The organism is Deltaproteobacteria bacterium IMCC39524 (assembly GCA_029667085.1).
Lineage (GTDB): Bacteria > Desulfobacterota > Desulfuromonadia > Desulfuromonadales > BM103 > M0040.
In genome coordinates this window covers 626314-649587 of record JARUHJ010000001.1, presented here as the reverse complement: position 1 = coordinate 649587, position 23274 = coordinate 626314, and the positions used below count along the sequence as shown (strand labels likewise).

The window sequence follows — 23274 nt, the reverse complement described above, 5'->3', positions numbered from 1 at the left end:
TTAGAGGTATGGGTTTATAACTGTTAGATCGGGGACACCTTAATCCTGTGTCCCCGTTGCCTGTTGTCTATGCCGATTGAAATTTCCAGGAGGAAACTATGACTTTCATCGAAGCGAACCAGCAGACCTGCAGCCAGGATGGCCTCTGCAGTGCTGTCTGCCCGGCCAAACTGATCAACTTCTCCCCGGGCGCATATCCCACCCCGATTGCCGAGGCGGAAGAACTGTGCATCCGTTGCGGGCACTGTGTTGCGATTTGCCCGTCCAGCAGCTTGCTTCATGCCGAGATACCCCTGGCCAACTGCCCGAAGATTCAACCCGAGCTGTTTTTGAACCCTGAACAGTGCGAGCAGTTTCTCAGAAGCCGGCGCTCGATCCGCAACTACCGCGATAAAGCCGTGCCCCGGGAGACTCTGCAAGAGCTCATCGAGCTGGCGCGCTATGCGCCGACCGGACACAACACCCAGAGTGTCGAATGGCTGGTGCTGAGCGATCGTGAGGATTTAGACAAGCTGGTGCAGATCGTTGGCCAGTGGATGCGCTGGATGCTGGCGAATATGAAAGAGTTCGCTTTGTCGTTTCATATGGATAAAGCTCTGGCGAGGCTGGAAGAGGGCGACGACGTCGTTTTGCGTGGCGCTCCGGTGCTTGTGGTGGCCCACGCCGCCAAGGAAGATCCTATGGCCCAGTCCAGCTGTACGATCGCTTTGACCACCCTGGAGCTGGCCGCAACCGCTATGGAGCTCGGTGGCTGCTGGGCGGGCTACTTCAACACAGCTGCCAGTACCTTCCCGCCGATGCAGCAGGCGCTGGGCTTGCAGGAATGGCACCAGTGCTACGGCGCGATGATGCTCGGTTACCCGAAGTTTCGATATCATCGAATGCCCGAGCGGAAAACACCGTCGATTACCTGGCGTTGAATCGCCAAGGTCGGAGGCACATTGAACTGGGGACACTTGTTTTCAAGTGTCCCTTTTAAGTGTCCCCGATCTCAGAGTCCTCCTCGTATCTGATGAGATAAGGTCTTCGCTGGTCAGGGCTTCAGTGCCCGTGGTTAGTCATCATAATGACCTCGTGAAGACTTTCCCTTAAACCCATTTGAGAACCCCCTACGATCATCGTCATCGTCGCCATCATGCCCTCGATAGGACTTGTGTTTTTTATTGCTGTCGTCTTTCCATTTCTGTTTGTGACATAAGAAACAGGACGGCGCAGACCCACCGGACGCCTCACCGGTCAACTCGCTGCCGTGACAATCGTTGCAGCCCTTGTCGTAAGGGTATTTAATGCCAGTTTTATGGTAATTGTCGCCTCTCTTGACGGTGTGATCGGCGGGCGCATCGAAGCGGCCTTCGTCTTTCCACTTCATCTTATGGCAGGTGTAGCACGAGGGACCGGTGCCGCCCATGAGGTCTTCGCCGTGACAGCTGGTGCAGTCGTTGATAAAGGGGTATTTATGGCCGGTTTTGTGAAAGGCACTTCCCCTCTTGACTGTATGGTCAACTGGTTCACCGCCGTTGTCGGGGGGCATCTCATCCCATACCTCGCCATGACAGGTGTAGCAGGACGGGGCGGAACCACCGGAGTCGGGGCCGGTCAACAAGCTGCCGTGACATGAGGTGCAACTGTTGCTGTAGGGCTGCTCGTAACCGGGGGCATGAAAGGCTTCACAGCCGTCGGCCTCCTTGCGCTCGCTGTGGTTTGCCGGCGGGTTGAACGAGGGACAAGTCTCAGCTGTTTCACAGGCCGGGTCTGAGCTGCAGTCCGGATCTGCGCAGTCAATGAAGCCGTCGTTGTCGTTGTCCACACCGTCGTCACAGTCTTCTATCACCGGTTGCTGACAGGTGGGGTCATCAGCACAGTCCTGGTCATCACAGTCGATCATGCCGTCGCCGTCGTTATCCACGCCGTCGGTACAATTCTCAATGGTGGGTGGCTGACAGTTGGCCGCTTCGGCACAGTCTGAATCATCACAGTCGATCATGCCGTCGCCGTCATTATCGATACCGTCGTTACAGTCTTCTGAGACCGGCTGACAGGCCGGATCATCAGCACAGTCCGGATCGGCACAGTCAATCATGTTGTCGTTGTCATTATCTACACCATCGGCGCACTCCATCTCCATCGACGGTGCCTGGCAGGCCGGATCGCTCGCGCAGTCCTGGTCATCACAGTCGGTCAAGCCATCGCTGTCGTTATCCACGCCGTCGTTGCAATCGGCTTCCGGCAGACAGGCAGGGTCGGCGCTGCAGTCTGTATCAGCACAGTCAATCGCCCCGTCGTTGTCGTTGTCTATGGTGTCGCTGCAGTTGGCTTCCGGCTGGCAGGCAGGATCGACACTGCAATCGGTATCGGCGCAGTCGACATCGCCATCGTTATCATTATCGATGCCGTCCGTGCAGATTTCTGTGGGCGGCGCGCAGTCCGGATCTGCCCCATCGGTGAGAAGATCGCCATCGTTGTCGAGGCTGACGCTATTCGATGGAAAGTTTTCTTCGGAGCCATCACAGGGGTTGAGATTGCTGGGCCCCGGGTAAAAGGCGGGTAGAATGTTTTCAGCCACGCCAGCAGGGGCCCCGGCACCAGAATCAGAGTGGCACGGAGAACAGGTGACCCCTGCGTTCTGATGGTGCAATCGCAGCCCGCGCCCCTCTCCCGCAGAGAGGGTGTCGCCACCGGCATCTTGAACACGGCCGTGACATTGGGTGCAGTTGACACCTATTGGAGGATTGTTAAGGATGTCGTTGACATGGCAGAGATCGCACGCAAGGCCTGAGGAATGTGCGCTGTGCCCGGGGCCTTCGTTGGCGATCGACGTGTGACAAGACGCACAGCCCTCAAAGGTTGCGTTGGCCATCGCGCTCGGCACCCAGATTGCCATCACCGCCAGGGCAGAGAACATGAAGCTGTTGATCATTATATAAACTCTTCTTCGATTCTTTTCGCGCTTGAAAGTCATCATTTCTACTCCTTCCAATAAACCCAATGTGTAATTGTTGCAGTCCTATCTTTTAAGTCTCTCCCGCTGAGGGCCTTCTTGATGTGCAAGCGGTGGATAACAACATACCTGGAGATTTATAGGCGCCTCCTCTACGTTTTGTTTCTGGTTAATGACAACTGGTGTGCGTGGGGATACTGGAAGACAAGGCCCATGCCTGAAGTGACGGCATGTAAAGGTAAAGCCTGTTTATGAAACTGATAGAATGTATCAAAGACTCCATTATCTCTTAATCGCACGAATCGTAAATTGGCGTTAAGTTGGATTTTTATTCAACACATCATTTGAATGGAGGTTTGTAACTTAAGGTTGATGAGGTTCAGAAGGGATACTCAAAATAAGAATTCGGTGACACCTTGGTAAAGTATCACCGAATTCAAGCCAGAAAGATTCCTTGGCGTAAGGGAGCCGGGGACACTCGAAAGTGAGTGTCCCTTTTGAGTGCCGCTGATCAGACATGCACCTCGCCGAAGGTCAACTCTCCTTCGTTCGTCCGATGCCGGATCATGATGTAGAACAACCAGCCATAGAAGAACAACACGGCCGCAAGGACGACTGCTCCCGGGATGTAGCCGATCGCTGTATTGTGCAGGAACTCATCGATCGAGTGGATAAACTCCGCTTCGCCTGTGCGGGCTTGCAGCACAGCTGTGGTGGTCTTCAGCAGCCACGCCGCCAGCAGAATCAGGAAAATCCAGACGTAGTTCCTGGTCAGGCGGCGCGCCATGGCCTGGCGTCGACCGATCGTGAACCTTGGATTCCGCAAGGTTTCTGAAAGTTGAGCGGACCAGTCGAGAGTCTCGGGAGACTTCTCCGGGTCGAAAAACTGACTGTAGTAGTTGCGTTCCAACAGGCGTACACGGGTTCGAAACAGGTGGAAAAAGCGATAGCGTCGCGACTCGATCTGCAGGAGAAGGAAGACCATGACCATTGAGAAGATAAGAACGACGTGGTGGGCGCTGGCCGTGGCCAGGGAAATAGAGAGCATGGCGGCCACGGCGCCAATCGCCCAGTTGGTGGTGCGGTCGAGCCGATCTCGCCAGCTCATCATGCGCGCCATTTCCCCACGGTAGTAGTGGGCGAGGGTGGCGATGTCGTCCTTCGTTTGCACTGGAAACCGGAGAGACGAATTTTTTTCTATTTCTTCGACAAACCCGTTCGGCAAATCATTCTTCATTGTTTCATCTGTGTCAGCCATGGTGGTTCCCCCGGTGCGCTTTGCTGCGGATAAATCGGTGACAGTGACCCCATTAACCTTTTGTACAAAGAAAAGAGGTCACTGTCATCAATTTCAATCTATTGTGTTAGTCAGCTCCCAATGATGGGTCTCTGCATCATGACGTAGAATATACTCATGTCCGTCTTCGTCTAAAACCTTGAAGTAGCGATGGTCCGGTGCCAGCCATCGATCGAGCACTTCTACGATCTCGATGCATTGTTGATCGAGGTGAAAGCGCCGTGGAGTCTCCTCGCCGCGATAGCCCGCGTAACATTCGACCTGTACGACGCCCGTCATGACGGCTTGCTCCCTACTGGATCAGCTGGTCGATGTGTTTTTCAGCAGCGTCGTGGGGCATGTCGCAGCGGCTTTCCAGCCTACCGATCATGCGCTCTCGCAATCCATCGGAGAAGACATGATAATCACCGGTAATCTCACCCCAGAGCTCCCGACTGAAACCTTTGGCCTGGTCCCATGAACCACGCAGTTTGTTGGTGTACATAAAATCACCTCCATGCAGCCTGTCGGACACCCAATGAACTGGTTGCCAGAACTTTGATTAAATTATACAACATTTACGGGCAACAGCGTGTCTCGCAAAATTTCACCTGAGGGGCTCGACTAAAGTCGTGTCCCGAGTTGATTCGGCCTGATAGGTTGTTTTCTTGCCTTTTTCACAAGAATCGGGGCAGAGAACACCTTTCCTGAGGGTGAACTTTAAAAACGCCAAAAAGCCAAACGTGTTACTCTGTAAATTGTTCTGTGTCGGGCAAGCTTTCTAAGGGTGGCGCAGAAGTCAGATATTATGAGCAAGGGCGTGAGCCTGTAAAAGCTCCAACTAAAAGCATGATAGACAAATATGTCGGCCTGAAATAAGCATGATTTCAGGCCGTTATTTATGCGTTGCGCAGGCGGCTCCTGTTGATTGGACAGCCTCTTGCGTAGCAAAACCGGAGAGAAGAATATTTAATGAAAGTCCCAAAAAGGTTAGAACCCCTGCTTCATGATGGACTGATCGACGAGGTTCTTGGTCAATTGATGAGCGGCAAAGAGTCCGAGGTTTTCCTTGTGCGTTGTGGTCGCGAAACCCGATGCGCCAAAGTTTACAAAGAGATCCAGCATCGCAGTTTTCACAAGCAGACCCAATACACTGAAGGTCGCAAGGTTCGTAACAGTCGCCGCAGTCGCGCCATGGGAAAACACTCGCGGTTCGGACGCAAGGAACAGGAGGAGGTCTGGCAAAACGCCGAGGGGGATGCCCTTCGTACTTTGGCCGCCGCCGGGGTGCGTGTGCCTGCAACCTATGGCTTTTCTGAAGGGGTCCTGATCATGGAGCTGGTCGTTGATGGTGACGGCGCTGTCGCCCCGCGTCTCAACGATCTGGGCCTGTCTGAAACGCTGGCCCGCGAGTATCATCATTTGCTGATCGACCAAGTTGTGCTCATGCTCTGCGCCGGACTCATTCACGGCGACCTCTCCGAATTCAATATATTGCTTGCCGGCGACGGGCCGGTGATCATCGATCTTCCCCAGGTCATCGACGCCGCCGCCAACAACAACGCCAAGCGGCTCTTCACGCGGGACGTCGACAACCTCGCCACCTATTTCGGACAGTTCGCGCTTGAACTCCTCGTAACGGACTTTGCCGCCGAGATCTGGCACCTCTACGAAACCGGCGACCTGCAGCCGGGAATGCACTTAACCGGTCAGTTTAAACCCATCGAGACAGCGGTCGACGAAGACCTCATCATGCGGGAGATCGACGACGCCCGCGAAGAGGCCATGGCCAGGTTTTGATGCGCGGCAAGCAGGCGCGAGACTAACGGGGTCAGCCCTCGACAGGGAACAACCCAACTTGCTAAATACGAAGGCTGCCATCAATTGAGATGGTGGCCTTCGTTATTCAAAGTTTCCCTTCACACCTGCATTGCTTTGAGGTCGCATTGAGATAAAATAGTATCAAAGAGCAGTGACAACCGAAGAACGGAGGTCAAAATGATGCGATTAGAGTTGAGTGATACGGAAGAAAAAGTTTTGGCTGATGCTCTGGACTCGAATCTTGGCAGGCTGCAAGATGAAATCTCCCATACCGATTCGCACGATTATCGGGTGTTTCTCAAGGAGCGCAAAGAGATTCTGATCAAGCTGCGAGAAAAGCTGCATTAACAATGATTGCAGAGATCGGCTGGCTGACAGCCCACTTGATTGAGCAATGAGCTGCCAGTGTCGTAGCAACGGATAACCGGTGAATTGCTGTGAGCCTGGAACACAGGTTTTGTGCGTCCCCGATCTCTGCCTCCAAAGTCACCAACCTTTATCTGCCCCTGTCATCCTCATCCTGAGACAACAACACGTATTCATTGAAAAAAAGATCCGTTGTTTGCGGTTGGGTCTATGCAATCTTTTGCTTTCATGGCAACATGGGTTTGAAACCATGTCATCCAAAAGCATGAGGCCTCCATGAGTTCTTCTCAGCCCCCCATAAGCAGCGACGTTGCCAAAACGGTCTTGCTGCTTATCCAGGCATTCCTGAAGTCAGGCTACTACCAGCCGGGCCATCCTGAAACGGATAAAGCGCGTGAGGGTCTCTATGAGGCTGTGACCTCGATGTTTTACAGCCATCCCGAAATCACCTTCCTGGCCAATACCGAAGAAGAAAAAGAGGAAGTCCTGGTCGGTGGCGTCGCGCACGATTACCTGTCGATGCGCAGGGTCATGGCGCGCAACATGGCCGACATGTTCCTGCCCAAGCTGCTCGACTTTTTCCGGCGCAAGAGCCTTTCTTCCTTCTCGCTGCGGCACGGCATTACCCGCTACGAATTTGACTCCTTTATCGACATTATGACCCAGTCCGGCTGGCTCGAAGACGCCCGTGTAGACGCCTGCGAAAGGATGTCGAAGGCGCTGGTGGCCAAAGAGATCGTTAATGTTTCGGTGGTCTTCCTTGATGACCTGGTCGGCCATGGGCGTCAGCTCCCCTGGCGGGTTGTCGCGACCTTGTCACGGCTCAGGCGCGACTTGAACATGCTGCCCCTCTATCGTCATTTTGACGCTGAGGAGATCAGCCGGGTGCGGCAGCAGGTATTCCAGGAGATTGTTGCCCCGCTCTCTGATGTGATGCTGATTCGCGATCTGCTGATCAATATCGACCTGATCGTCGAAACCCTTCACGATTTCGACCGCGACACACTGGTTTTGACGATCCTGGACCATCTTTCCCCAGCCTTTCTGCCAATCGTCTGTAACCTTGTGGTCAAAGAACTCGCTGACCTGATGGGCGCGTATGAGAAGAACAATGACGATACGGTGTTACGTGACAGGGTCGAGAACGTCCGCTGGGTGACGCGCCGCCTGGGTGAAACGATGATCGAGGACGAGGCCGCCGATGCGGCCCTTTTCCATGCGCTGGTCAATTGCAAGGTCTACGTCTACGAGGAGATTCCGCCGGAGCTGCGGGAAAAGATCTCTGAACTGCAGGCTGTTAACCGGCTGCTCGAAAACCATCAGAAGTACTTCGCAGAGATCGAGCAGATCCAGTCACCGAAGATGCTGGAGAACCGTCTCTGGCTCCTGCTGGAGATGTTGCCGGAGCTGATACGCCAGGGCCACGATCTCGTTGCCCGGCAGGTGGTGGCTTTCGCCGGCCGCTACGGTCCGACCTTTGACGTGAGTAACCGTCCGCCCCTCGTTGAACGACTACGTCGCTGTATCACCCTGAGGGCCCAGGAAGAGGGGCGAGAGGGTATTGGCGAGATGCTTTTAACCATTGCCACCCTCGATCGTACTGGCCTGCAGATCCTGGTCTCCCTTGCCGATAACGACAACCGCTCGTTGCGGCGACTCGGTCTGGAAGCGCTGGCGGAGAGGGGGCAGGCTGCTGTGCCGGTTCTCTTTGAGGCTCTCAAGGAGAAGCAAGGCTGGCATTTCTTGCGCAATATGCTGGTGCTGCTGAGCAGGATCGGTGCGGGCGGACCCAAGGTGGAAAAGCTGTTTCAACGATGCCTGGTGCATCCGCAGGCTCATATTCGCATTGAGTCGGTCCAGGCCTTGGCGAAACTCTCCGGGCCGGCAGGTGAGGGTGCGGTTGCCGGACTCCTCGATGACAAAGAATCCGATGTTCGCCAGCGTGCCGTTGGCGCCCTGGCTGTGACAGGTATCAACCTTCCTGCGACGATCGGCCGCCTGGCAGAGCTGCTGCAAGATGGCAAGAACGATGGTGAAGCAATGGCCCTGCAGGTGGTTAGTACCCTCAACAAGCTGAAGCCGCTGCCCTTTACAGAGTCCGGCGTTGAAGAAGCGCTGCTCGATCTCGCTCGCCCGAAGCGACGTTTCGGATTTGGGGGGAAGGAATCAGCACTCTCCGGTCACCTGCGTGAAGGGGCTATACAGTCGCTCGGTTACGTGGGTACGGAGAAGTGCAAGAGTGTGCTTCTGAGGTGCAGCAAAGAGCCTGGAAAAGTGGCCACCATCGCCGAAGCAGCGATGGCCAGGGTCGAGAGCCGTTCATCGTAAACAAGACCGGAAATCGGGGGCACACAATTTGTGTGTCCCCGATTTCCAAGTGAAGACTAACGACTCTGTTCAAAAATGTAGCTCACTGCAGCTTTGACCTCGTCATCGCTCAAACTGGCATTACCACCTTTGGCCGGCATCGCCCCTTTGCCTTTGATGACCGATTCCACCATGTGGTCCAGGCCATGCTCGATATGGGCGCTCCAGGCCTCCTTGTCGCCTATCTTCTGCGCACCGACGAGTCCTGTAGCGTGGCAGGCGGCGCAGGTCTGTTCGTAAACCATCTTACCCGTTGCAAGCGTCTCCTCGCTGAAGGTCGCCGGCGTCGTGCCGTGATGCATTTCATCCATTTTCTCGTGAGCCGCGTCCATCGCCTTATGGGCTTCTGCCTGGGCATGTTCCATAGATTTGTGCGATTCTTCTTTGATATGCTCCATCACTTTTTCGGTTTTCTCCTCGGCCGTCTCCACCGCTGAGGCGACGTCCTCCTTGGCCTCTTTCATGACCTTTGGCGGAGCCTCATTTGCAACCGTTTGAGACTCATCCTGACAAGCGCTGGTGAACAACATTGTCAAGGTCAATGCAATCAAGATTGATAGATAGCGCATGGTCTTCTCCTTTGGCAGCTCGAGAGCGGGATCCCAAAACTCATGATTTTTGGGCTGTGTAAGCAATGTGTCCCAAGTGGATGAACTGTGTGTGAGAAGTATACTGCGACAAACCCTTTCTTCAAGATAGAGACGGATCAGCATGTCAGAGACGGGGAATGGACGGACAGGTATCGGGGAACACTCAAAAGAGAGTGCCCCTTTCACGTCTCTCAATTGGCCCATATTATAAAATGGTCATCGTTAAATAGTGACTGACGGTAAACAGATGGTATCATTGGATTCAATCGAAGCTTTAACACTGACCCTGTAATGATTGCGGAGGAACAAGATGCCCCATGTTGTTTTGGAAAATATCAATTCGGTCGCAGAGGTTTTAGAGAGCATTGTTCCGTTTACAACCAGGATCGACGGTGGCATTCTCAAAGTGACAGACACCTACATAAATTCTGGCCAAAATAAAGTGCTGGTAGAATCTCTGGCCATTGAAAACAACACCAATCAGAGTTTCTTTGTTGAACTGTCACAAAAAAAAGCGAGTCTGACGGTCAGGCTTCTGCCACTCACGGATCCGGCAAAAACCCCTGGCGTGAAAATGATCATGGCGACGCTTGCCAAGCAGATTAAAGATTCCAACCCGGATGTTCGTTATGGGAAAACCAACTTGCAAGACTTTCTTATTGAGTAGGACTTAAGATGCTGATTTGTAGACATAAATACCTGTTGACTGTCATTCTTTGCTGTGGCCTTGTCTCTACGTCCTGTGCTGCAGAGAAGGCGGTGAGCCCGGTGCTGCCCGAGGCCGGGTTAAAAGCTTGCCCGGATTCGCCCAACTGCGTCTCCAGTGATGCTCAAGACGAGAAGCACCATATTGCTCCACTGACGTTTTCGTTGCCTGTTGCAGACGCCTGGACATTGCTGAAGACCCAGGTTGTAAAGCTGCCGCGCACGGTCGTTGTCGCTGAAAAACCTGGCTATCTTCACGTGGAGTGTCGCAGTGCGGTGTTTGGGTTTGTTGATGACCTGGAGTTCCAGTTACGCGCTGAACAAGGCGTTATTGCCGTACGTTCCGCTTCGCGAACCGGGTATTACGATTTTGGTGCCAATCGGCAGCGCGTCGAAGATCTTCGCGCTGCACTCCTTCATGCGGAAACGTCGCCATGAGTGCGGAATCGGCGCACATAAAACAGCTATGCGAATGGCCACTAAAGCTCATTCTCGATAAGCGCCGAAGTTGCTTGTACAGCTATCAGCATTAAGGCATCATAAACCCATGCCGAAAACAGCCTTTCATGCCATCGAAAACAGTATCAGCTCCTTCCTCGGCGGGGCCGGAGTCTCTCTGGTCGAAGTCAAGAAGGGGGAAGATGTTCCCGAGGCGGAAGACCGCCGCGAAATTCTGGTGCCGTTGCAGTTCGACGCTGCCCCCTTTTTGTTCAAGGCCACTCGGGACAAACTGGCTTTCACCAACACCGAGATCAGTTTTGTCCAGGAGTTGCTTGCTGCCTTCGAAGGTCTGTACGGCGGCTTTTCTGCGAAGGGCTACGCTGCGCATTTTCGCACCGCCTTACTGACCTCACTCACCGACATCGCCGTGGCCCGCTACCTGCGTGGTGATCGTAAGGGTGTCTTCTGGCCGGTAGAGAGCCTGATCCAACTGCTGAAAAACCTATCCTATCAGCGCTATGAGGGAACACCGGCGACGACCGGATTTCTGGTTTATCGCTCTCAACTCGACGATTTTATCGATTCGCTCAAAGTCTCTCCTTACAACTGGCTCGATCTGGGTAAAGAGCGGAAACGCATCAATGCCGATTTTTTCCGTAACCCGCTGACCTACCGTTTCGTTGACGGCCTGCGGGCTCTCTTTGTCTGCGACATCCAAATGAATGTTAAGGGGACCATTCAAACCGGCTCGCCGCGTCCGCGCAAGTCCGTCGAACAGCTCGCTTGGAGTGACACCCAGGCCCTGCTCGGCAAGGCCGGAGAGGCGGCTTTTGCGATCTTTGTCAATGAGGTTTCGGAAGTCGAGGTCGTGCTTGATGGCGGGCGATTCTTGGTCTGGCGCAAGGGGGCCTGGGGGGTCTACGATCCTGATATCTTCCGTGAATTTTTTATCGGCAAGTTGGACAAACGCTCGGTCGATGACCTGGTTGGAACTATCTATGCCTTGTCGAAGTCGCGACACGGCACGGTGGTGCTGATCGCCGATGACGGGACCGATCTTGACGCCTTGCGTATGGGCTCGGTCGGCGGACGGGATTCTTTGAGCCGGGCGCTGGTGGAACATGTGCGCGGCAGCAAGCTGGGGGTTCTGAAACGCTCCGGCGAGTTAAACCGAATCCTCTCCTCGGACGGACTGACGGTGATCAACCGCAAGGGAGAACTGCTTGATACCGGGGTTATCGTCGATACCTCGCAGGTCAAGGGCCTGGTCACCGGCGGCGGCCGCACCACAGCCGCAAATGCGGCCTCACACTTTGGCCAGGTGGTCAAGGTCTCTGAAGACGGTCCGGTGGAACTTTATCGTGCTGGAAAGCGGCTCTATCGCTTCGGTTGAAAACACCCGCGGGATCTATCTTCAAAACGGCAAAGCCAAGATCTAGCGTGAGGATTATATTCTGTGCGGTTACTGCGCGGCGGCTTGCCCTGATTTCATCATCCGGATTGTGTAGATGCTGGGGCACGAACAGAAGTGTCCTTCTATTGTCCTCCATTTGTGTTATGGTGCAAATATGTGTGGACGTATCTCAACAGCAGGCTTATCAGCAGACTCCTTAAAGACTCACTTCGGTGTAGACAGTGCATTCCCTTTTACACTGAGCTACAACATTGTGCCGACACTCCAGATCCCCGTCATCATAGAACAAGGCGACATACGAAAGCTTAAAGCTTTCAGATGGGGACTCATCCCTCACTGGGTCAAAGATATAAACATCATAACCGCGGCCTTTAATGCCCGTGCAGAAACCGTTGCACACAAGCCACTCTTTCGCGACGCAATCAAATCCAAAAGATGCCTGGTCCTTGCCAGCGGCTTTTACGAATGGCAGAAGCAGGGTGGCAAGAAGCAGGCCTACTACATCTATAGAGCAGATAAGCGGCCTCTCGCCTTTGCCGGCCTGTGGGATCTCTGGGAAAACAATATTACCGGTGATGCTATAGAGAGTTGCACGATCATCACGACCTCCGCTACGCAGCAGATGGCACAAATCCATGACCGTATGCCCGTTGTCCTAGAGAGTGAGAACTATGATACCTGGCTTGATCCTGAGTTTAACGATACGGACGTATTGCAGGATATCTTGATTGCACCTAAAGAAGAGGTGCTGGAGATGCATCCGGTGTCGACTTATGTGAACAATTCAAGGAATGATGGAGAGGCGTGTATAGAGCGACTCTAGGGCAGAAGAAACCGTAGGACATGAACCTTGTTCTCATGGCGCAACTCTAAACACATTAATTTGAGCTGGATAAAAGAAAAGGACCGCAATCAATTGATTGCGGTCCTTATTATTTACATGGTGCCGAAGGCGAGACTCGAACTCGCACGTCCTTTCGAACACACGCCCCTCAAGCGTGCGTGTCTACCAATTCCACCACTTCGGCAATGATTACAGCTATTTATAGAAAAGCATCTGCTCCATAGGTTGCTTCTTCACATTAGTTGATATGCCCCAACTAAGGCAGATTGGTGTACCACTTTGTGTACCAAACTGTCATAAAGAGGAGACAGGGCATGGCAATAAATTACCTCGTTAAACGAAATCAAACCTACTATTACCGTATCAAGATCCCCACTGATCTGACCCATCTGATTCCTTCCAAAGAGATTAAGCTGTCACTGAAGACAAGGAACTTGGATGCCGCTAAGCTACTTGCTGCAAGTGTTAACGCTAAAATTCAGTCTCTGTTCGGTCTGTTAAGAGCAGGAGTGATAGAAGATGAACAAATACCTGCACTTATTGCTTCATATTTACCGCGTAAGCAACGACTTAAGGTTGTGGCTACCGTGTATAGGGATACGTCAAAAGTTAACCTTACAGAGGCTATTCGTCTTTTTGTTGCTGATAAGAGTCCGAGGTGGACGACCAAGACCAAACTTGAGTTTGAGTGCATGTTTGACATGCTGGTTGTGCTTCTCGGAAATAAGGACCTGAGCTTGTTTACACGTGCTGATGGTCTTGATTGTCGAGCCAAGTTGATGCGTCTGCCATCTAACCTGCGTAACAAAGGCCAGTATAAGGATATGTCTGTTAAACAGATATTGGAGGCAGGAGCGGAAGAGACTCTGACGGCTAAAACGATCAATAAGTATCTGGTGCTATTGAGCTCATTATTCAAGTGGTGCGTAATGAATGGAATTATGACGTCTAATATCGCTGAAGGGTTGAGCTTGCCTCAGGAGACTGCAGCTCATGAACAGCGTAAGGCCTATAATCTGAACGATCTAAAGCGTATTGCTACGAATCTACCCCGTAACATTGATACTCCTGAAAAGTTCTGGATACCACTGATAGCCATGCACTCTGGAATGCGTCTTGATGAGTGTTGTCAGTTGCATGTTGAGGATATCAAGGAAGTAGATGATATCCTGTGTTTCGATATTAACGATGGTGGTGAGCGTAAGGTTAAGACAAAAGGGAGTAAGAGGCTTATACCTGTACATCCACTGCTACTGGATATTGGTTTCAGGGATTATCTTAAGGGTAGGGTAGCGACTGGCTCAGCTAAGCTTTGGGAGAATCTGGAACCTAACAAATATGGATCATGGGGGAAGAAGCTTGGGAACTGGTATGGCAGGTTTAACCGCAGACATGTTACTCAGGATCCGAAGAAAGTATTTCATTCCTTCCGGCATACGGTCGCAGATACCCTTAAGCAAAAAGGAGTTGATGAGGCAATCATTGCTGAGATCCTTGGTCATTCAAATAGTTCAATCACTACAGGTAGATATGGAAAAAGGTATCGTCCTGGCGTACTATTGGAGGCGTTGAGGCAGCTGGACTATACGTTGGATACTGATTGGTGATGATGTCAGATATAGAAAAGTCAGGAGTGAAGAATTACTTCTGTGTAAGCAGAAAAGTCGTTGATAGGCTACTTAATGTCGATATCAGTGCTGAACAGATATTGGTATATCTGGTGTTGGCGAGGTTTGCTTACGGAGAGTCAACTGAGTCAACCAAACTCAAACGTAAAGTTAAGGTCAGAAGACTTAATCCAAAGCTGGAAGGCGATACTCGTATCTATCGTATAGGTGAGTTTGAGGAGAAATATGGCGATGAGGGTCGCTATGTGGAAAGGTACATACCCACTGAAGACATTGTACGAACTAACTCAATAAGGTTGACCTCTGCGTCTGCTAAGGCTGTTGAAAAATACGTTGGAATACGTCGACATAAGGCTAAGGAGATTATAGAAAGTCTCTGTTCTCTGTTTACAAAAGACGGAGAGAGGTTGCTGTACTCTGTCAGGGATTGGAACATGTCAGCTGGCAGTGATTTTTCATCTGATGTGGCTAAGCCTTACCTCCTCAAGTCTCAACCAGTGATCAAGAATAAAGCGGAACAATACGGGGAAGCCGCAAGATACGTCTTGAATAACTTCGATGAGTACACCTCTGCACAGATCAAACTACCGAATGAACTTATCAGTGGAGCCAAAACAAAAAGTGTCAAGGGTGTTTTAAAGGTCCCGCTTAAGACCCTTTCACGTCTTCGACAACATAAAGATGAAGCAGTAAGGCTGCTGCTTGCTGCCTATCTCTACAGAGACCCACGTGAAAAGATCATTGATCCTTATCGTGCTTTTGCCTTTGATTATGACCTAGAGAAGGTGAGCGATACCAGCAAAGCCACGCTATGGAAAACGGTAGATGCCAAACTCTCTATCGCGCCTGAGCTCTTAGCTCGTATTGCTAAAGCCAAAGACGTAAGCCTTAAGGACATTGTTGATCAACTGGCTAAGAATGGGCTCTTGTGTTGTGATGTAGTGACATGTCGTCGAGGTGATGTGGTTGGAACTATCATGTATGTGTTAAATGCCAAGACGGTCGGTAGCTTCTATCGTAAGAATGACAGTGCGATAGCGTCATATATTGAAGATGTCTTTCGCTCCAAAGGTTATGAAGTCGCTCAACCTTATGGTAAATCGTATAGATTCAATGATCGTTATCCGGTTATCAGCCGTAAGGGTGAGAACGTTGATGTAAAGGGTGTCTTCTCTTTAAGGATTGATGTCGGAGCGAACAAGGCATGGCATAGCCATAAGCAAGCAGGTATGAGTAAGGTTCTTTTGAATGACTTGGTTTCCCCCTGAATACACCTCTTTTCCCCCAGAAAAAACATTACCTAAAAAGATAATATAAGTCGAAACAACAGGTATTTATAAGATAAATGTCCTGTTAAAAGTTGCTAGCTATGATAAGAAGCTTTTCTGGATAGATTATCTCACGTTCCTTCTGTCTGTGAAATGAATAGAATCGTTTTCTAGGGATATCCTACTCGTATGCTATCAATGAAATGCGAGATGACAGCGTTTCAAAAGGATTGAGAAGAAACACGGATAAAACTAAATGCTGAACTGCTATTTACGGACTGTAAAATGACCACAGTCTGTAAGTTTGGATACATGCCTGACAGTATTCCCGTAAGGTTAAGGCAAATGCTATCTATGAAGTCTGGTTACCCAGCCATGAAGTGGGCGTAGATAGCATTGCTGGCCTGACAGTATTCTGTTAAGGATAAAACCTTGCTGAGAGGGGGATATCGTTTCACTGATAGCATATGTGATTGCTATCTTGGGACGCTGTCGTCACTGAAGCATCAAGTATAAATTGCTATCTGCGAAAGTTGGCTCTTCCCGCCATGAAGTGGAAGTTTAGAAGATAGGGTACGTGCTTGACTCAGTGATGAAGTAAACAGGATTGTCGCCTGATAGTATGCGGCATAAATAAAAACGCAGAGATGCTATCTGCGAAATTTAACTAAAGCGTAGGCCGTAAAGGTCTGCGCTTTTTTGCGTTCAAAACACACCCAGAGGAGGTAAATACAATGAACGTTGATCAAAACACACAGGCTGAAGCCCAGAACATTAACCTTAAAGGCAAGAAACGCGATGAGGTGACTATTAAACGTCAGATTCTTACTAACGTTAAGAAGTCTCTTTCGGGCCTTGCATCAAAACGTGAGAAGGCAACAGGAGTTTATGTTGCTCCTACTCAGGAGGAAATTGCTGCAGAATGCAAGAAGCGTTGGCAGGATCATGTTGAGCGTTATCTACCGAAAGAAGACGTTTCAGTTTACTTCGACTAGCCAACATCACAATTGAATATCTAGAAGACAAAAGAGCCCTGGCCGCTATAGATGCGTCTGGGGCTCTTAAATTTTATCAAAGGAGGAGTATGACCATGAGCTTGATCATTGTTTCGAGGCCTGATGAAAAGTTGCACCGTGTCATTCAGGAACTTGATTATCGTGACTGCGCACGAACCAATTTTTTGCCTGGTGTACATCATTATGGTGTGCCGGTCTTTGTCAGTGAGACCTATGGAGAGGCTTTAAAAGAGCATAAGCGTTTAACAAAGAAGCGTTCAAAGTCATTGTAAAAGTAAATCTTATGAGCGCTTCGTCATTTTGAGAGGAAATGTCTCGCAAAGCCGGCAAAGAAGGGGGCTTACGTGCAAAACATAATATTCAATTTGCTCTAGTGTTTTCTATGAAGCAAAAAAGGCTTTAGAAGCCCATAAAAACTAGGTTTTGCGGGATATTCACTTTCATTATTTGAAAATAAATAACATTAAATGAATTTGGGGGGTCTAAACGGCCCACAATTAAAATTCCAATGGCTGTTTTAAGGGCTGGAATTTTATAAGGAGAAAAAATGAAACAAGAAAAAACAACTGAATACAAACTAACGGATCAAGGCAATGCAGAACTCTTTCGAGAGCGATGTAGCGATAAGGTCCGTTACTGTTCTGAGGTCAAGCAGTGGATGATCTGGAACGGAAAACAGTGGAAAGTTGATTCCACTAACCAGGTACACAATCTCGCGGTAGAGGCTATTAAGGGATTGTACGATGAGGCACGAAATCACAAGGATTTAGTTAGATGCAAAGAGCTTAGTGACTGGGCGAGCAAAAGTCTGAGTAGCTATCGTATTAGCAGCCTGCTGACAATGGCAGAACCGTTAATGCCCATCTGTATGTCGGACTTGGATAGTCACCAGTGGTTGCTTAATGTCCAAAATGGAGTCATAGACCTGCGAACTGGAGAGTTGCTTCCGCATAATAAGGATTTGTGGCTCAGTAATATTCTCCCAGCATCCTACCAACCGCAATCTCAGTGCCCTCAGTGGCTAAAATTCCTAAATGAAATCATGGGAGGCAACAAGGAACTCATCAAGTACCTCCAGAAAGCCATTGGTTATGCACTGACTGGGAGCACGTCAGAGCAATGCATGTTTATTCTGTTTGGTGGGGGCGCGAACGGCAAGTCTACTTTTTTGAAGACCGTGCTCTACTTGCTGGGTGATTATGGTGCAAATATGCAGGCTGATTCTTTGATGGCTAAAAAGTACGAAGGTATCAGAAATGATATTGCTCGCCTTAAAGGGCGTCGCTTCGTGACCTCCTCTGAGGGGAAACGAGGGCATGTTCTGGATGAGGCATTGATTAAGCAGATAACGGGTGGTGATCCAGTAACGGCTCGTTTTCTACGTCAGGAAAACTTCGAGTTCATGCCTGAGTTCAAAGTGTATCTGGCTACGAATTACAAGCCAGAGATACGTGGTGCAGATCATGGTATCTGGAGGAGACTGCGCTTGATACCGTTTAGCGTGAGAATAGCGGAAAATAGGAAGGACATGGAGCTTGATAAAAAGCTGCTCGGAGAGATCGACGGTATATTGAACTGGGCTGTAGAAGGTTGTCTTCTCTGGCAACGCGAAGGCCTGTGTTCACCTCAGATAATGGAAGATGCTGTTAAGCAGTACAGATCGGAGATGGATGTACTGACGGACTTCATCGATACGTGTTGCGTTAGCTCTCCAGGCTTACGTATCAAAAAGACTCCGTTTTATGAGAAGTACAAAGTGCACTGTTACGAGTACGGAGCAAAGCCACTAGCGGTAAAGGCTTTGCGTTCTGAGCTTTTACAGAGAGGCTTCATTGAGAAAACTCTCAATGATGGAATCTATTGGTTAGACATCGATGTGCGCACCGAGAAGGTAAAATTACGTACAGAATAGTGAGACTTGTGGCATGAGTGGTGTGTATTTCAAGAAACTTCCATATAAAAAGAAACGTAAGAGACTTTACTGAAAAGACTACACTCGTACCACTCGCACCACTGACGTGATGAAGTGATCACGTACGCATCTCTACCGTGTACTGTCGGCAATTGCCTGACGGCATTGCCTTCAGTGTTCTATTTGTGCTGACCACTGATATCAGTACGTACGTATCAATGTAAGAACTTTCCCCTATTAGCCAGATAAGCACACACCAAGCTTTCTGTTTACATACAGAGATATCCAGAGACTATTTGAATAGTTGGATGGGGTTCTCTGGGTATATGCAACCGCACCCCTTCGATTTAGGGATATATGGCCTCCTCTCGGCTGTGTATCCCTATTTTTTTTATTTCAACGTACTTGGCCAAGTACAGCACTTAAACCCATAACGTTGAAAGGAGTAACACCATGAGTAACTTCGTACAGAACAAGCTGAACGGTATCGTTCAAGGCTTCATTGATGAACTGGAGAAGGGAACTGCTCCCTGGATCAAACCTTACGAGGGTGGTGATGTCATGTCGCTACCAAAGAACAGATACAGCAGGCGCAGGTACAAAGGCCTGAATACGCTGATCCTTTGGGACGCTATGAACCGTAATGGATGGTCAGAACCTTACTTCATCACATACAAGCAATGCCAGATGTTCGAGGGAGCACATGTCAAAGCCGGAGAGAAAGGCACTACAGTCATTTACTGGGGGCCTAAGGATGGTGATGAGGAACAGGTAGACACAGAGACAGGGGAGATCAAGCCCACTTTTATCCGTAGATGCTATACCGTCTTCAATATCGAGCAGTGCAAAGGCATAGACGCACCACCCAAGTCTTCCTACAAGAAAGCAATCAATCCAAAAGACAAGAATCCCATGGTTGATGAATTCGTTCGCAATACTGGTGCACGTATCTCTATCCGTCCTAAATGTACACCTGCATATCACATCAAACACGACTATATCCAGATGCCTAAAGTTGAAGAGTTTGTCAGTGGTGAAGAATGGGCGGGAACTATCCTGCATGAACTGAATCATTGGGCTATGGGAGAGAAGAGGCTGAACGTGCCTCAAGGAGAGAGTTTTGGTGATCGTCAGTATTGTTATGCTGAGCTGGTCGCAGAGATAGGCTCTGCTTTCCTGTGTTCACATCTTCATGTTCCACTGGAGAAAATACAACACGCTGAGTATCTGGGGGAGTGGATATCAGTGCTGAAGGAGAATCCCTCCGTGCTTTGGTCTGCAGCTTCTACGGCTGAACGAGCTTACTCTTATCTGACAGAGTTGGTTGAAAAGAAAGAAACAGAGAAACAAGTAGTTAACCAATAATACCTAAACAATATATTCACTATGCGTAAGAGGCTTTGTCATTAAGACATGGCCTCTTTTCTTTTGCTGAAAAGGAGCAATACTATGACATTCACAATAGATACTATTACGACCAATAAGACTATACGGCTTAAGGTGATACGCCCAGTATTCGAGAACCTTGTCATCAAAGAAGAAGCACTACCTGAGTACCTCAGGAAGAAAACCATCAAGTCATCTGCTGACGTATATCATCTGTTCGGTTTTCTGACTAAAGAGACGAAGGAGCACTTCATTGCAATCCACCTTGATTCCAAGAACAAGATCCTCTGTATTGACAGGGTAAGTACCGGATCTTTGAGTGCTGCAGTTGTGCATCCACGTGAGGTCTTGAAGTCGACACTCTTAAGCTCTGCTGCAGCTATCCTGGTACTGCATAACCATCCAAGTGGAAATCCAGAACCGAGCAGTGAGGATCTAGAGCTGTCATCCAGACTAAAGGAATGTTGTGAGCTTATTGGTATCAGACTTTTGGATTCAGTCATCGTAGGAACTGATGGATATGTTTCCTTAGCTGACCGAGGTCTTATTTAGGTATTTAGTTATGGAAAAAAGTTAAGAATTTTAATATGGTATAAAAGTTTGATGCTTCAGGGGAGGGGGCTGATAATTCAGTAATATCCCCTACCAATAAGTCAGTATTTGGCAGCTCTTGGCTGGATTATGACGCCGGTTCATTGTCTTTCCAGATGCTCACCATCTGATGATGGTTCGTATTCGTCATTCTTTTAGAATCTTTATTGAGATGCTTACTTGGCACAAGACCAAGTTTAAGAACAGATGTTTTGTGTAGTCGCTCGGCTTTGCACGTTTCGCTCGCTGCGCTCACCGCTTAATTGCGCAATTAAGCGACATGCTTTTACTGTCGTAAAAGTTCCAAAGCCTCTCTGAACATAAAGTTTTTATGTTGCCCTACACAAATTTAGATACTTCATATTATCCAAGATGCCTCACAGGTTGTTGAAGAGGGAATATCATGCTGAAAAAAATCCATTTCATTCGTAATGTTGGGAAGTTTCATGCATATGAGGCGAGGGGGGATCTTCAGCTTAAAAAATACAACTTGATTTTTGGACCTAACGGTTTGGGAAAGACAACCATTTGCTCAATCCTGAGATCTCTTCAAGAAGACAATCCTGAAATCTTGTTAGAAAGAAAGACTATTGGATCTGATGCACCACCTAGTGCTCGAATTGAGCATGTAGATGGCGCTTGTAAATTCAAAGATGGAGCATGGGATGCTGCTTATCCTGATCTAGCTATTTTCGACATTTCATTTGTACATAACAACGTCTACATAGGTGATGCCGTTACAACTGATCATCGTCGTAATTTATACAGAGTTATTGTGGGTCACGATGGGGTTCAGCTTGCCCATGCTGTTGAGGAAGCAGATACAGCTATTACAACTGCTCAAACCCAATTAAACACCAAGCAGGCCACCGCCAAAGGTTATATCCCAAAAGAGCTGCAAGGCTTGACTCTGGATAATTTTGTGGCTCTCTCCAAGGATGATGACGTAGATGAGAAAATTACAAATAAAGAAGAAGAAATCCGAATTCTTAATGACTCTGAAAAAATTAAGACCACCTCGAAAATGCGTGAGCTCAAAGATCTCCCAAAGTTGCCAACTGATTTTGCAGACACGCTAAGTAACACCGTTGAAGGTGTAATTGGTGATGCTGAAAATATCGTGCGTCAGCATTTGGAAAAGCACGGACTTGAAGAAGAGGGCTGGCTACAAACAGGTTTAGACCATGTCGTTCAGGACTCTTGCCCATTTTGTGCGCAGGACGTAAAGGTCAATGACATGGTGTCTGCCTATCGAACTTATTTCAACCAAGCATACCAAGATCATAAAGATATTGTGAATTCATTGACTCAAGATGTCTCAACAGATCTTGCAGATCAATTAATTTTTGAAGTACAGCAGGTCATCCAGTCAAACGAAAAACTTTGGGAATATTGGTCTGCTTTTGTGAAGGAGGAGGAATGTCCTCAAGTAGATTTCAAAAAAGCGATATATACACCATTAGTTGCTCTTAGAGATGCGGCCATATCTCTAGCAAAAGCAAAACAGCAAAAACCACTTGATAAGATCGAACTGGACTCAGTCTTTCTTGCTGCAGAGAAAGCGGTTAGTGCTACTCAAGATGTCGTTACAAATTACAATTTAAAGATCAACGAACTGAATCAATTGATTGACGGTAAAAAGCAAGCAGTCTCAACTGGGAATTTGGACAATGAAGTTGTTGCACTGAAGGTGCTGAAACTTCAAAAGGCCAGATACGAAGTAGGGGCGACTACTGCCTGCACTGAATATACTGAGGCGTTACAAGAGAAGCGTGATTGCGACAGAGCTAAAATTACCGCCAAGCAAGCCCTTGATGATTATGATGAAGATATTCTTTCAAACTATGAAAAACGTATAAATGAGTTGTTAGGGTGGTTCGGAACAGGTTTTAGAATAAGAGATACAAAAAAGGATTATGTTGGTCGCTTGCCTCGTTCAACATATCAAATAGAAATTAATGGATCGGTTATAAGCCTAGAAGGTGATAGGGGAGCTCCATCTTTTAAAAATACTCTCAGCTCTGGCGACAAGAGTGCATTAGCTTTTGCATTTTTTATTGCCCAGATTGAAAGTGACTCTAGACTCACAGAAAAAGTCATAGTTTTTGATGACCCCTTCACCAGTCAGGATCGTTTTCGCAGAAACTACACTTGTACATTGATTAAGGAGATGGGACAGAAAGCTAAACAAGTCATCGTCTTTTCTCATGATCCTTTGTTTTTGCATAACGTTAATCAGAGAATTGCTGGCCTGGGTGGGTGCTCTAAACTTCAATTGACGAGTGCTGGGCAAGATGCGCCATCGACGATAAACCAGTGGGATATTGATGAGGAAATAAAGGCAGGTTATTTCAAAGACCATGAAGCCTTGGTTGAGTATGCGCGTATGAGAAGTGGTGATCCAAAAGAAATTAAGTCAAAAACAAGAACAGTTCTTGAGAGTTGGTTCAAGTATCGTTTCCCTGGACAATTTCAAGAGACAGACACTTTGGGTGGAATGATTCGAAAGATCGAATCAGCAGATGTTGATAGTCCTCTTGCTCATGTGAGTGAATTAGTTGCCGACTTGAACTCACTGAATGAGTATTCCAGAGAGTCACATCATGGTTTAGCCGGCGAGCCAGATACTACGCCCATTGATGAGAACGAATTATCCGCTTACGTAGGACAGACATTAAGTATTGTCGGCGGTTATTGATTTGTTTTATTGG

Annotated in this window: 22 protein-coding genes and 1 tRNA gene; 16 read left to right on the top strand and 7 right to left on the bottom strand. The window is 48.9% G+C overall.

Features of this window, described 5'->3' with window-relative positions; translation table 11 throughout:
- Positions 1-23: 23 nt before the first annotated feature.
- A complete protein-coding gene (locus P9J64_03070; GenBank protein ID MDG5467294.1) occupies positions 24-281 on the bottom strand; it encodes a hypothetical protein in 258 nt (85 codons plus the stop codon).
- On the opposite strand from P9J64_03070, the gene P9J64_03065 reads away from it, so the two are divergent.
- Positions 171-920: a nitroreductase family protein gene (locus tag P9J64_03065; GenBank protein ID MDG5467293.1), complete on the top strand. Its 750-nt coding sequence runs from the start codon at positions 171-173 to the stop codon at positions 918-920. The two genes, P9J64_03070 and P9J64_03065, sit on opposite strands and share 111 nt — an antisense overlap.
- A gap of 134 nt (positions 921-1054) precedes the next feature.
- Here P9J64_03065 and P9J64_03060 read toward each other — a convergent pair whose 3' ends face one another.
- The 4 genes from P9J64_03060 to P9J64_03045 form a co-directional block, all read right to left on the bottom strand.
- Positions 1055-2962: a hypothetical protein gene (locus P9J64_03060; GenBank protein ID MDG5467292.1), complete on the bottom strand. Its 1908-nt coding sequence runs from the start codon at positions 2960-2962 to the stop codon at positions 1055-1057.
- A gap of 487 nt (positions 2963-3449) precedes the next feature.
- Positions 3450-4196 (bottom strand): DUF2270 domain-containing protein, encoded by a 747-nt coding sequence (locus tag P9J64_03055; protein ID MDG5467291.1) that lies wholly within the window; start codon positions 4194-4196, stop codon positions 3450-3452.
- A gap of 93 nt (positions 4197-4289) precedes the next feature.
- A complete protein-coding gene (locus tag P9J64_03050) occupies positions 4290-4514 on the bottom strand; it encodes a hypothetical protein (protein MDG5467290.1) in 225 nt (74 codons plus the stop codon).
- Positions 4515-4527: 13 nt separating this feature from the next.
- Entirely contained in the window at positions 4528-4719 is a 192-nt protein-coding gene (locus P9J64_03045) for a hypothetical protein (GenBank protein MDG5467289.1), read from the bottom strand.
- 467 nt (positions 4720-5186) lie between these two features.
- On the opposite strand from P9J64_03045, the gene P9J64_03040 reads away from it, so the two are divergent.
- The 3 genes from P9J64_03040 (at position 5187) to P9J64_03030 (ending at position 8729) form a co-directional block, all read left to right on the top strand.
- On the top strand, positions 5187-6014 hold the full coding sequence (locus P9J64_03040; protein MDG5467288.1) for a serine protein kinase RIO: 828 nt from the start codon (positions 5187-5189) through the stop codon (positions 6012-6014).
- Between the two features lie 198 nt (positions 6015-6212).
- Positions 6213-6383 (top strand): hypothetical protein, encoded by a 171-nt coding sequence (locus P9J64_03035; GenBank protein MDG5467287.1) that lies wholly within the window; start codon positions 6213-6215, stop codon positions 6381-6383.
- Positions 6384-6677: 294 nt separating this feature from the next.
- Entirely contained in the window at positions 6678-8729 is a 2052-nt protein-coding gene (locus P9J64_03030) for a HEAT repeat domain-containing protein (GenBank protein MDG5467286.1), read from the top strand.
- Between the two features lie 56 nt (positions 8730-8785).
- Here P9J64_03030 and P9J64_03025 read toward each other — a convergent pair whose 3' ends face one another.
- The gene (locus P9J64_03025; GenBank protein MDG5467285.1) at positions 8786-9337 is read right to left on the bottom strand and encodes a c-type cytochrome; all 552 of its coding nucleotides are present in this window, start codon (positions 9335-9337) and stop codon (positions 8786-8788) included.
- 331 nt (positions 9338-9668) lie between these two features.
- On the opposite strand from P9J64_03025, the gene P9J64_03020 reads away from it, so the two are divergent.
- The 4 genes from P9J64_03020 to P9J64_03005 all read left to right on the top strand — a co-directional run bounded on the left by P9J64_03020 (position 9669) and on the right by P9J64_03005 (position 12741).
- A complete protein-coding gene (locus P9J64_03020; GenBank protein ID MDG5467284.1) occupies positions 9669-10025 on the top strand; it encodes a hypothetical protein in 357 nt (118 codons plus the stop codon).
- Between the two features lie 8 nt (positions 10026-10033).
- Positions 10034-10501, top strand: a complete 468-nt coding sequence (locus tag P9J64_03015) for a DUF1499 domain-containing protein (GenBank protein MDG5467283.1) — start codon at positions 10034-10036, stop codon at positions 10499-10501.
- A 109-nt stretch (positions 10502-10610) separates the two neighbouring features.
- A complete protein-coding gene (locus tag P9J64_03010) occupies positions 10611-11897 on the top strand; it encodes a hypothetical protein (GenBank protein ID MDG5467282.1) in 1287 nt (428 codons plus the stop codon).
- A gap of 175 nt (positions 11898-12072) precedes the next feature.
- Complete coding sequence (locus P9J64_03005) at positions 12073-12741, top strand: SOS response-associated peptidase (GenBank protein MDG5467281.1); 669 nt, start codon at positions 12073-12075, stop codon at positions 12739-12741.
- 118 nt (positions 12742-12859) lie between these two features.
- Here P9J64_03005 and P9J64_03000 read toward each other — a convergent pair.
- Positions 12860-12946: transfer RNA gene (locus tag P9J64_03000), tRNA-Leu, on the bottom strand.
- Positions 12947-13076: 130 nt separating this feature from the next.
- Here P9J64_03000 and P9J64_02995 point away from each other — a divergent pair.
- From P9J64_02995 to P9J64_02960, 8 genes are all read left to right on the top strand, one after another.
- Positions 13077-14369 (top strand): site-specific integrase, encoded by a 1293-nt coding sequence (locus P9J64_02995; protein MDG5467280.1) that lies wholly within the window; start codon positions 13077-13079, stop codon positions 14367-14369.
- Complete coding sequence (locus P9J64_02990; protein MDG5467279.1) at positions 14369-15658, top strand: hypothetical protein; 1290 nt, start codon at positions 14369-14371, stop codon at positions 15656-15658. Before P9J64_02995 ends, P9J64_02990 begins: the two co-directional genes overlap by 1 nt.
- Positions 15659-16392: 734 nt before the next feature.
- Complete coding sequence (locus tag P9J64_02985) at positions 16393-16653, top strand: hypothetical protein (protein ID MDG5467278.1); 261 nt, start codon at positions 16393-16395, stop codon at positions 16651-16653.
- Positions 16654-16748: 95 nt separating this feature from the next.
- Entirely contained in the window at positions 16749-16946 is a 198-nt protein-coding gene (locus P9J64_02980) for a hypothetical protein (GenBank protein MDG5467277.1), read from the top strand.
- A 275-nt stretch (positions 16947-17221) separates the two neighbouring features.
- On the top strand, positions 17222-18586 hold the full coding sequence (locus P9J64_02975) for a phage/plasmid primase, P4 family (GenBank protein MDG5467276.1): 1365 nt from the start codon (positions 17222-17224) through the stop codon (positions 18584-18586).
- 453 nt (positions 18587-19039) lie between these two features.
- Entirely contained in the window at positions 19040-19951 is a 912-nt protein-coding gene (locus tag P9J64_02970; protein ID MDG5467275.1) for a zincin-like metallopeptidase domain-containing protein, read from the top strand.
- A gap of 84 nt (positions 19952-20035) precedes the next feature.
- Positions 20036-20524 (top strand): JAB domain-containing protein, encoded by a 489-nt coding sequence (locus P9J64_02965; GenBank protein MDG5467274.1) that lies wholly within the window; start codon positions 20036-20038, stop codon positions 20522-20524.
- 442 nt (positions 20525-20966) lie between these two features.
- The gene (locus P9J64_02960) at positions 20967-23261 is read left to right on the top strand and encodes an AAA family ATPase (protein ID MDG5467273.1); all 2295 of its coding nucleotides are present in this window, start codon (positions 20967-20969) and stop codon (positions 23259-23261) included.
- Positions 23262-23274: the final 13 nt, after the last annotated feature.

Bases quoted from the DNA above. Each gene is read 5' to 3' on its own strand.
- P9J64_02960 (MDG5467273.1), top strand. From the start codon at position 20,967: ATGCTGAAAAAAATCCATTTCATTCGTAATGTTGGGAAGTTTCATGCA.
- P9J64_03060 (MDG5467292.1), bottom strand. From the start codon at position 2,962: ATGATGACTTTCAAGCGCGAAAAGAATCGAAGAAGAGTTTATATAATG.
- P9J64_03010 (MDG5467282.1), top strand. From the start codon at position 10,611: ATGCCGAAAACAGCCTTTCATGCCATCGAAAACAGTATCAGCTCCTTC.
- P9J64_03045 (MDG5467289.1), bottom strand. From the start codon at position 4,719: ATGTACACCAACAAACTGCGTGGTTCATGGGACCAGGCCAAAGGTTTC.
- P9J64_02980 (MDG5467277.1), top strand. From the start codon at position 16,749: ATGAGCTTGATCATTGTTTCGAGGCCTGATGAAAAGTTGCACCGTGTC.
- P9J64_02985 (MDG5467278.1), top strand. From the start codon at position 16,393: ATGAACGTTGATCAAAACACACAGGCTGAAGCCCAGAACATTAACCTT.
- P9J64_03020 (MDG5467284.1), top strand. From the start codon at position 9,669: ATGCCCCATGTTGTTTTGGAAAATATCAATTCGGTCGCAGAGGTTTTA.
- P9J64_03005 (MDG5467281.1), top strand. From the start codon at position 12,073: ATGTGTGGACGTATCTCAACAGCAGGCTTATCAGCAGACTCCTTAAAG.
- P9J64_03040 (MDG5467288.1), top strand. From the start codon at position 5,187: ATGAAAGTCCCAAAAAGGTTAGAACCCCTGCTTCATGATGGACTGATC.
- P9J64_03030 (MDG5467286.1), top strand. From the start codon at position 6,678: ATGAGTTCTTCTCAGCCCCCCATAAGCAGCGACGTTGCCAAAACGGTC.
- P9J64_03055 (MDG5467291.1), bottom strand. From the start codon at position 4,196: ATGGCTGACACAGATGAAACAATGAAGAATGATTTGCCGAACGGGTTT.
- P9J64_02965 (MDG5467274.1), top strand. From the start codon at position 20,036: ATGACATTCACAATAGATACTATTACGACCAATAAGACTATACGGCTT.
- P9J64_03070 (MDG5467294.1), bottom strand. From the start codon at position 281: ATGAAGCAAGCTGCTGGACGGGCAAATCGCAACACAGTGCCCGCAACG.
- P9J64_03015 (MDG5467283.1), top strand. From the start codon at position 10,034: ATGCTGATTTGTAGACATAAATACCTGTTGACTGTCATTCTTTGCTGT.
- P9J64_03035 (MDG5467287.1), top strand. From the start codon at position 6,213: ATGATGCGATTAGAGTTGAGTGATACGGAAGAAAAAGTTTTGGCTGAT.
- P9J64_02975 (MDG5467276.1), top strand. From the start codon at position 17,222: ATGAAACAAGAAAAAACAACTGAATACAAACTAACGGATCAAGGCAAT.
- P9J64_02970 (MDG5467275.1), top strand. From the start codon at position 19,040: ATGAGTAACTTCGTACAGAACAAGCTGAACGGTATCGTTCAAGGCTTC.
- P9J64_03050 (MDG5467290.1), bottom strand. From the start codon at position 4,514: ATGACGGGCGTCGTACAGGTCGAATGTTACGCGGGCTATCGCGGCGAG.
- P9J64_03025 (MDG5467285.1), bottom strand. From the start codon at position 9,337: ATGCGCTATCTATCAATCTTGATTGCATTGACCTTGACAATGTTGTTC.
- P9J64_02995 (MDG5467280.1), top strand. From the start codon at position 13,077: ATGGCAATAAATTACCTCGTTAAACGAAATCAAACCTACTATTACCGT.
- P9J64_02990 (MDG5467279.1), top strand. From the start codon at position 14,369: ATGATGTCAGATATAGAAAAGTCAGGAGTGAAGAATTACTTCTGTGTA.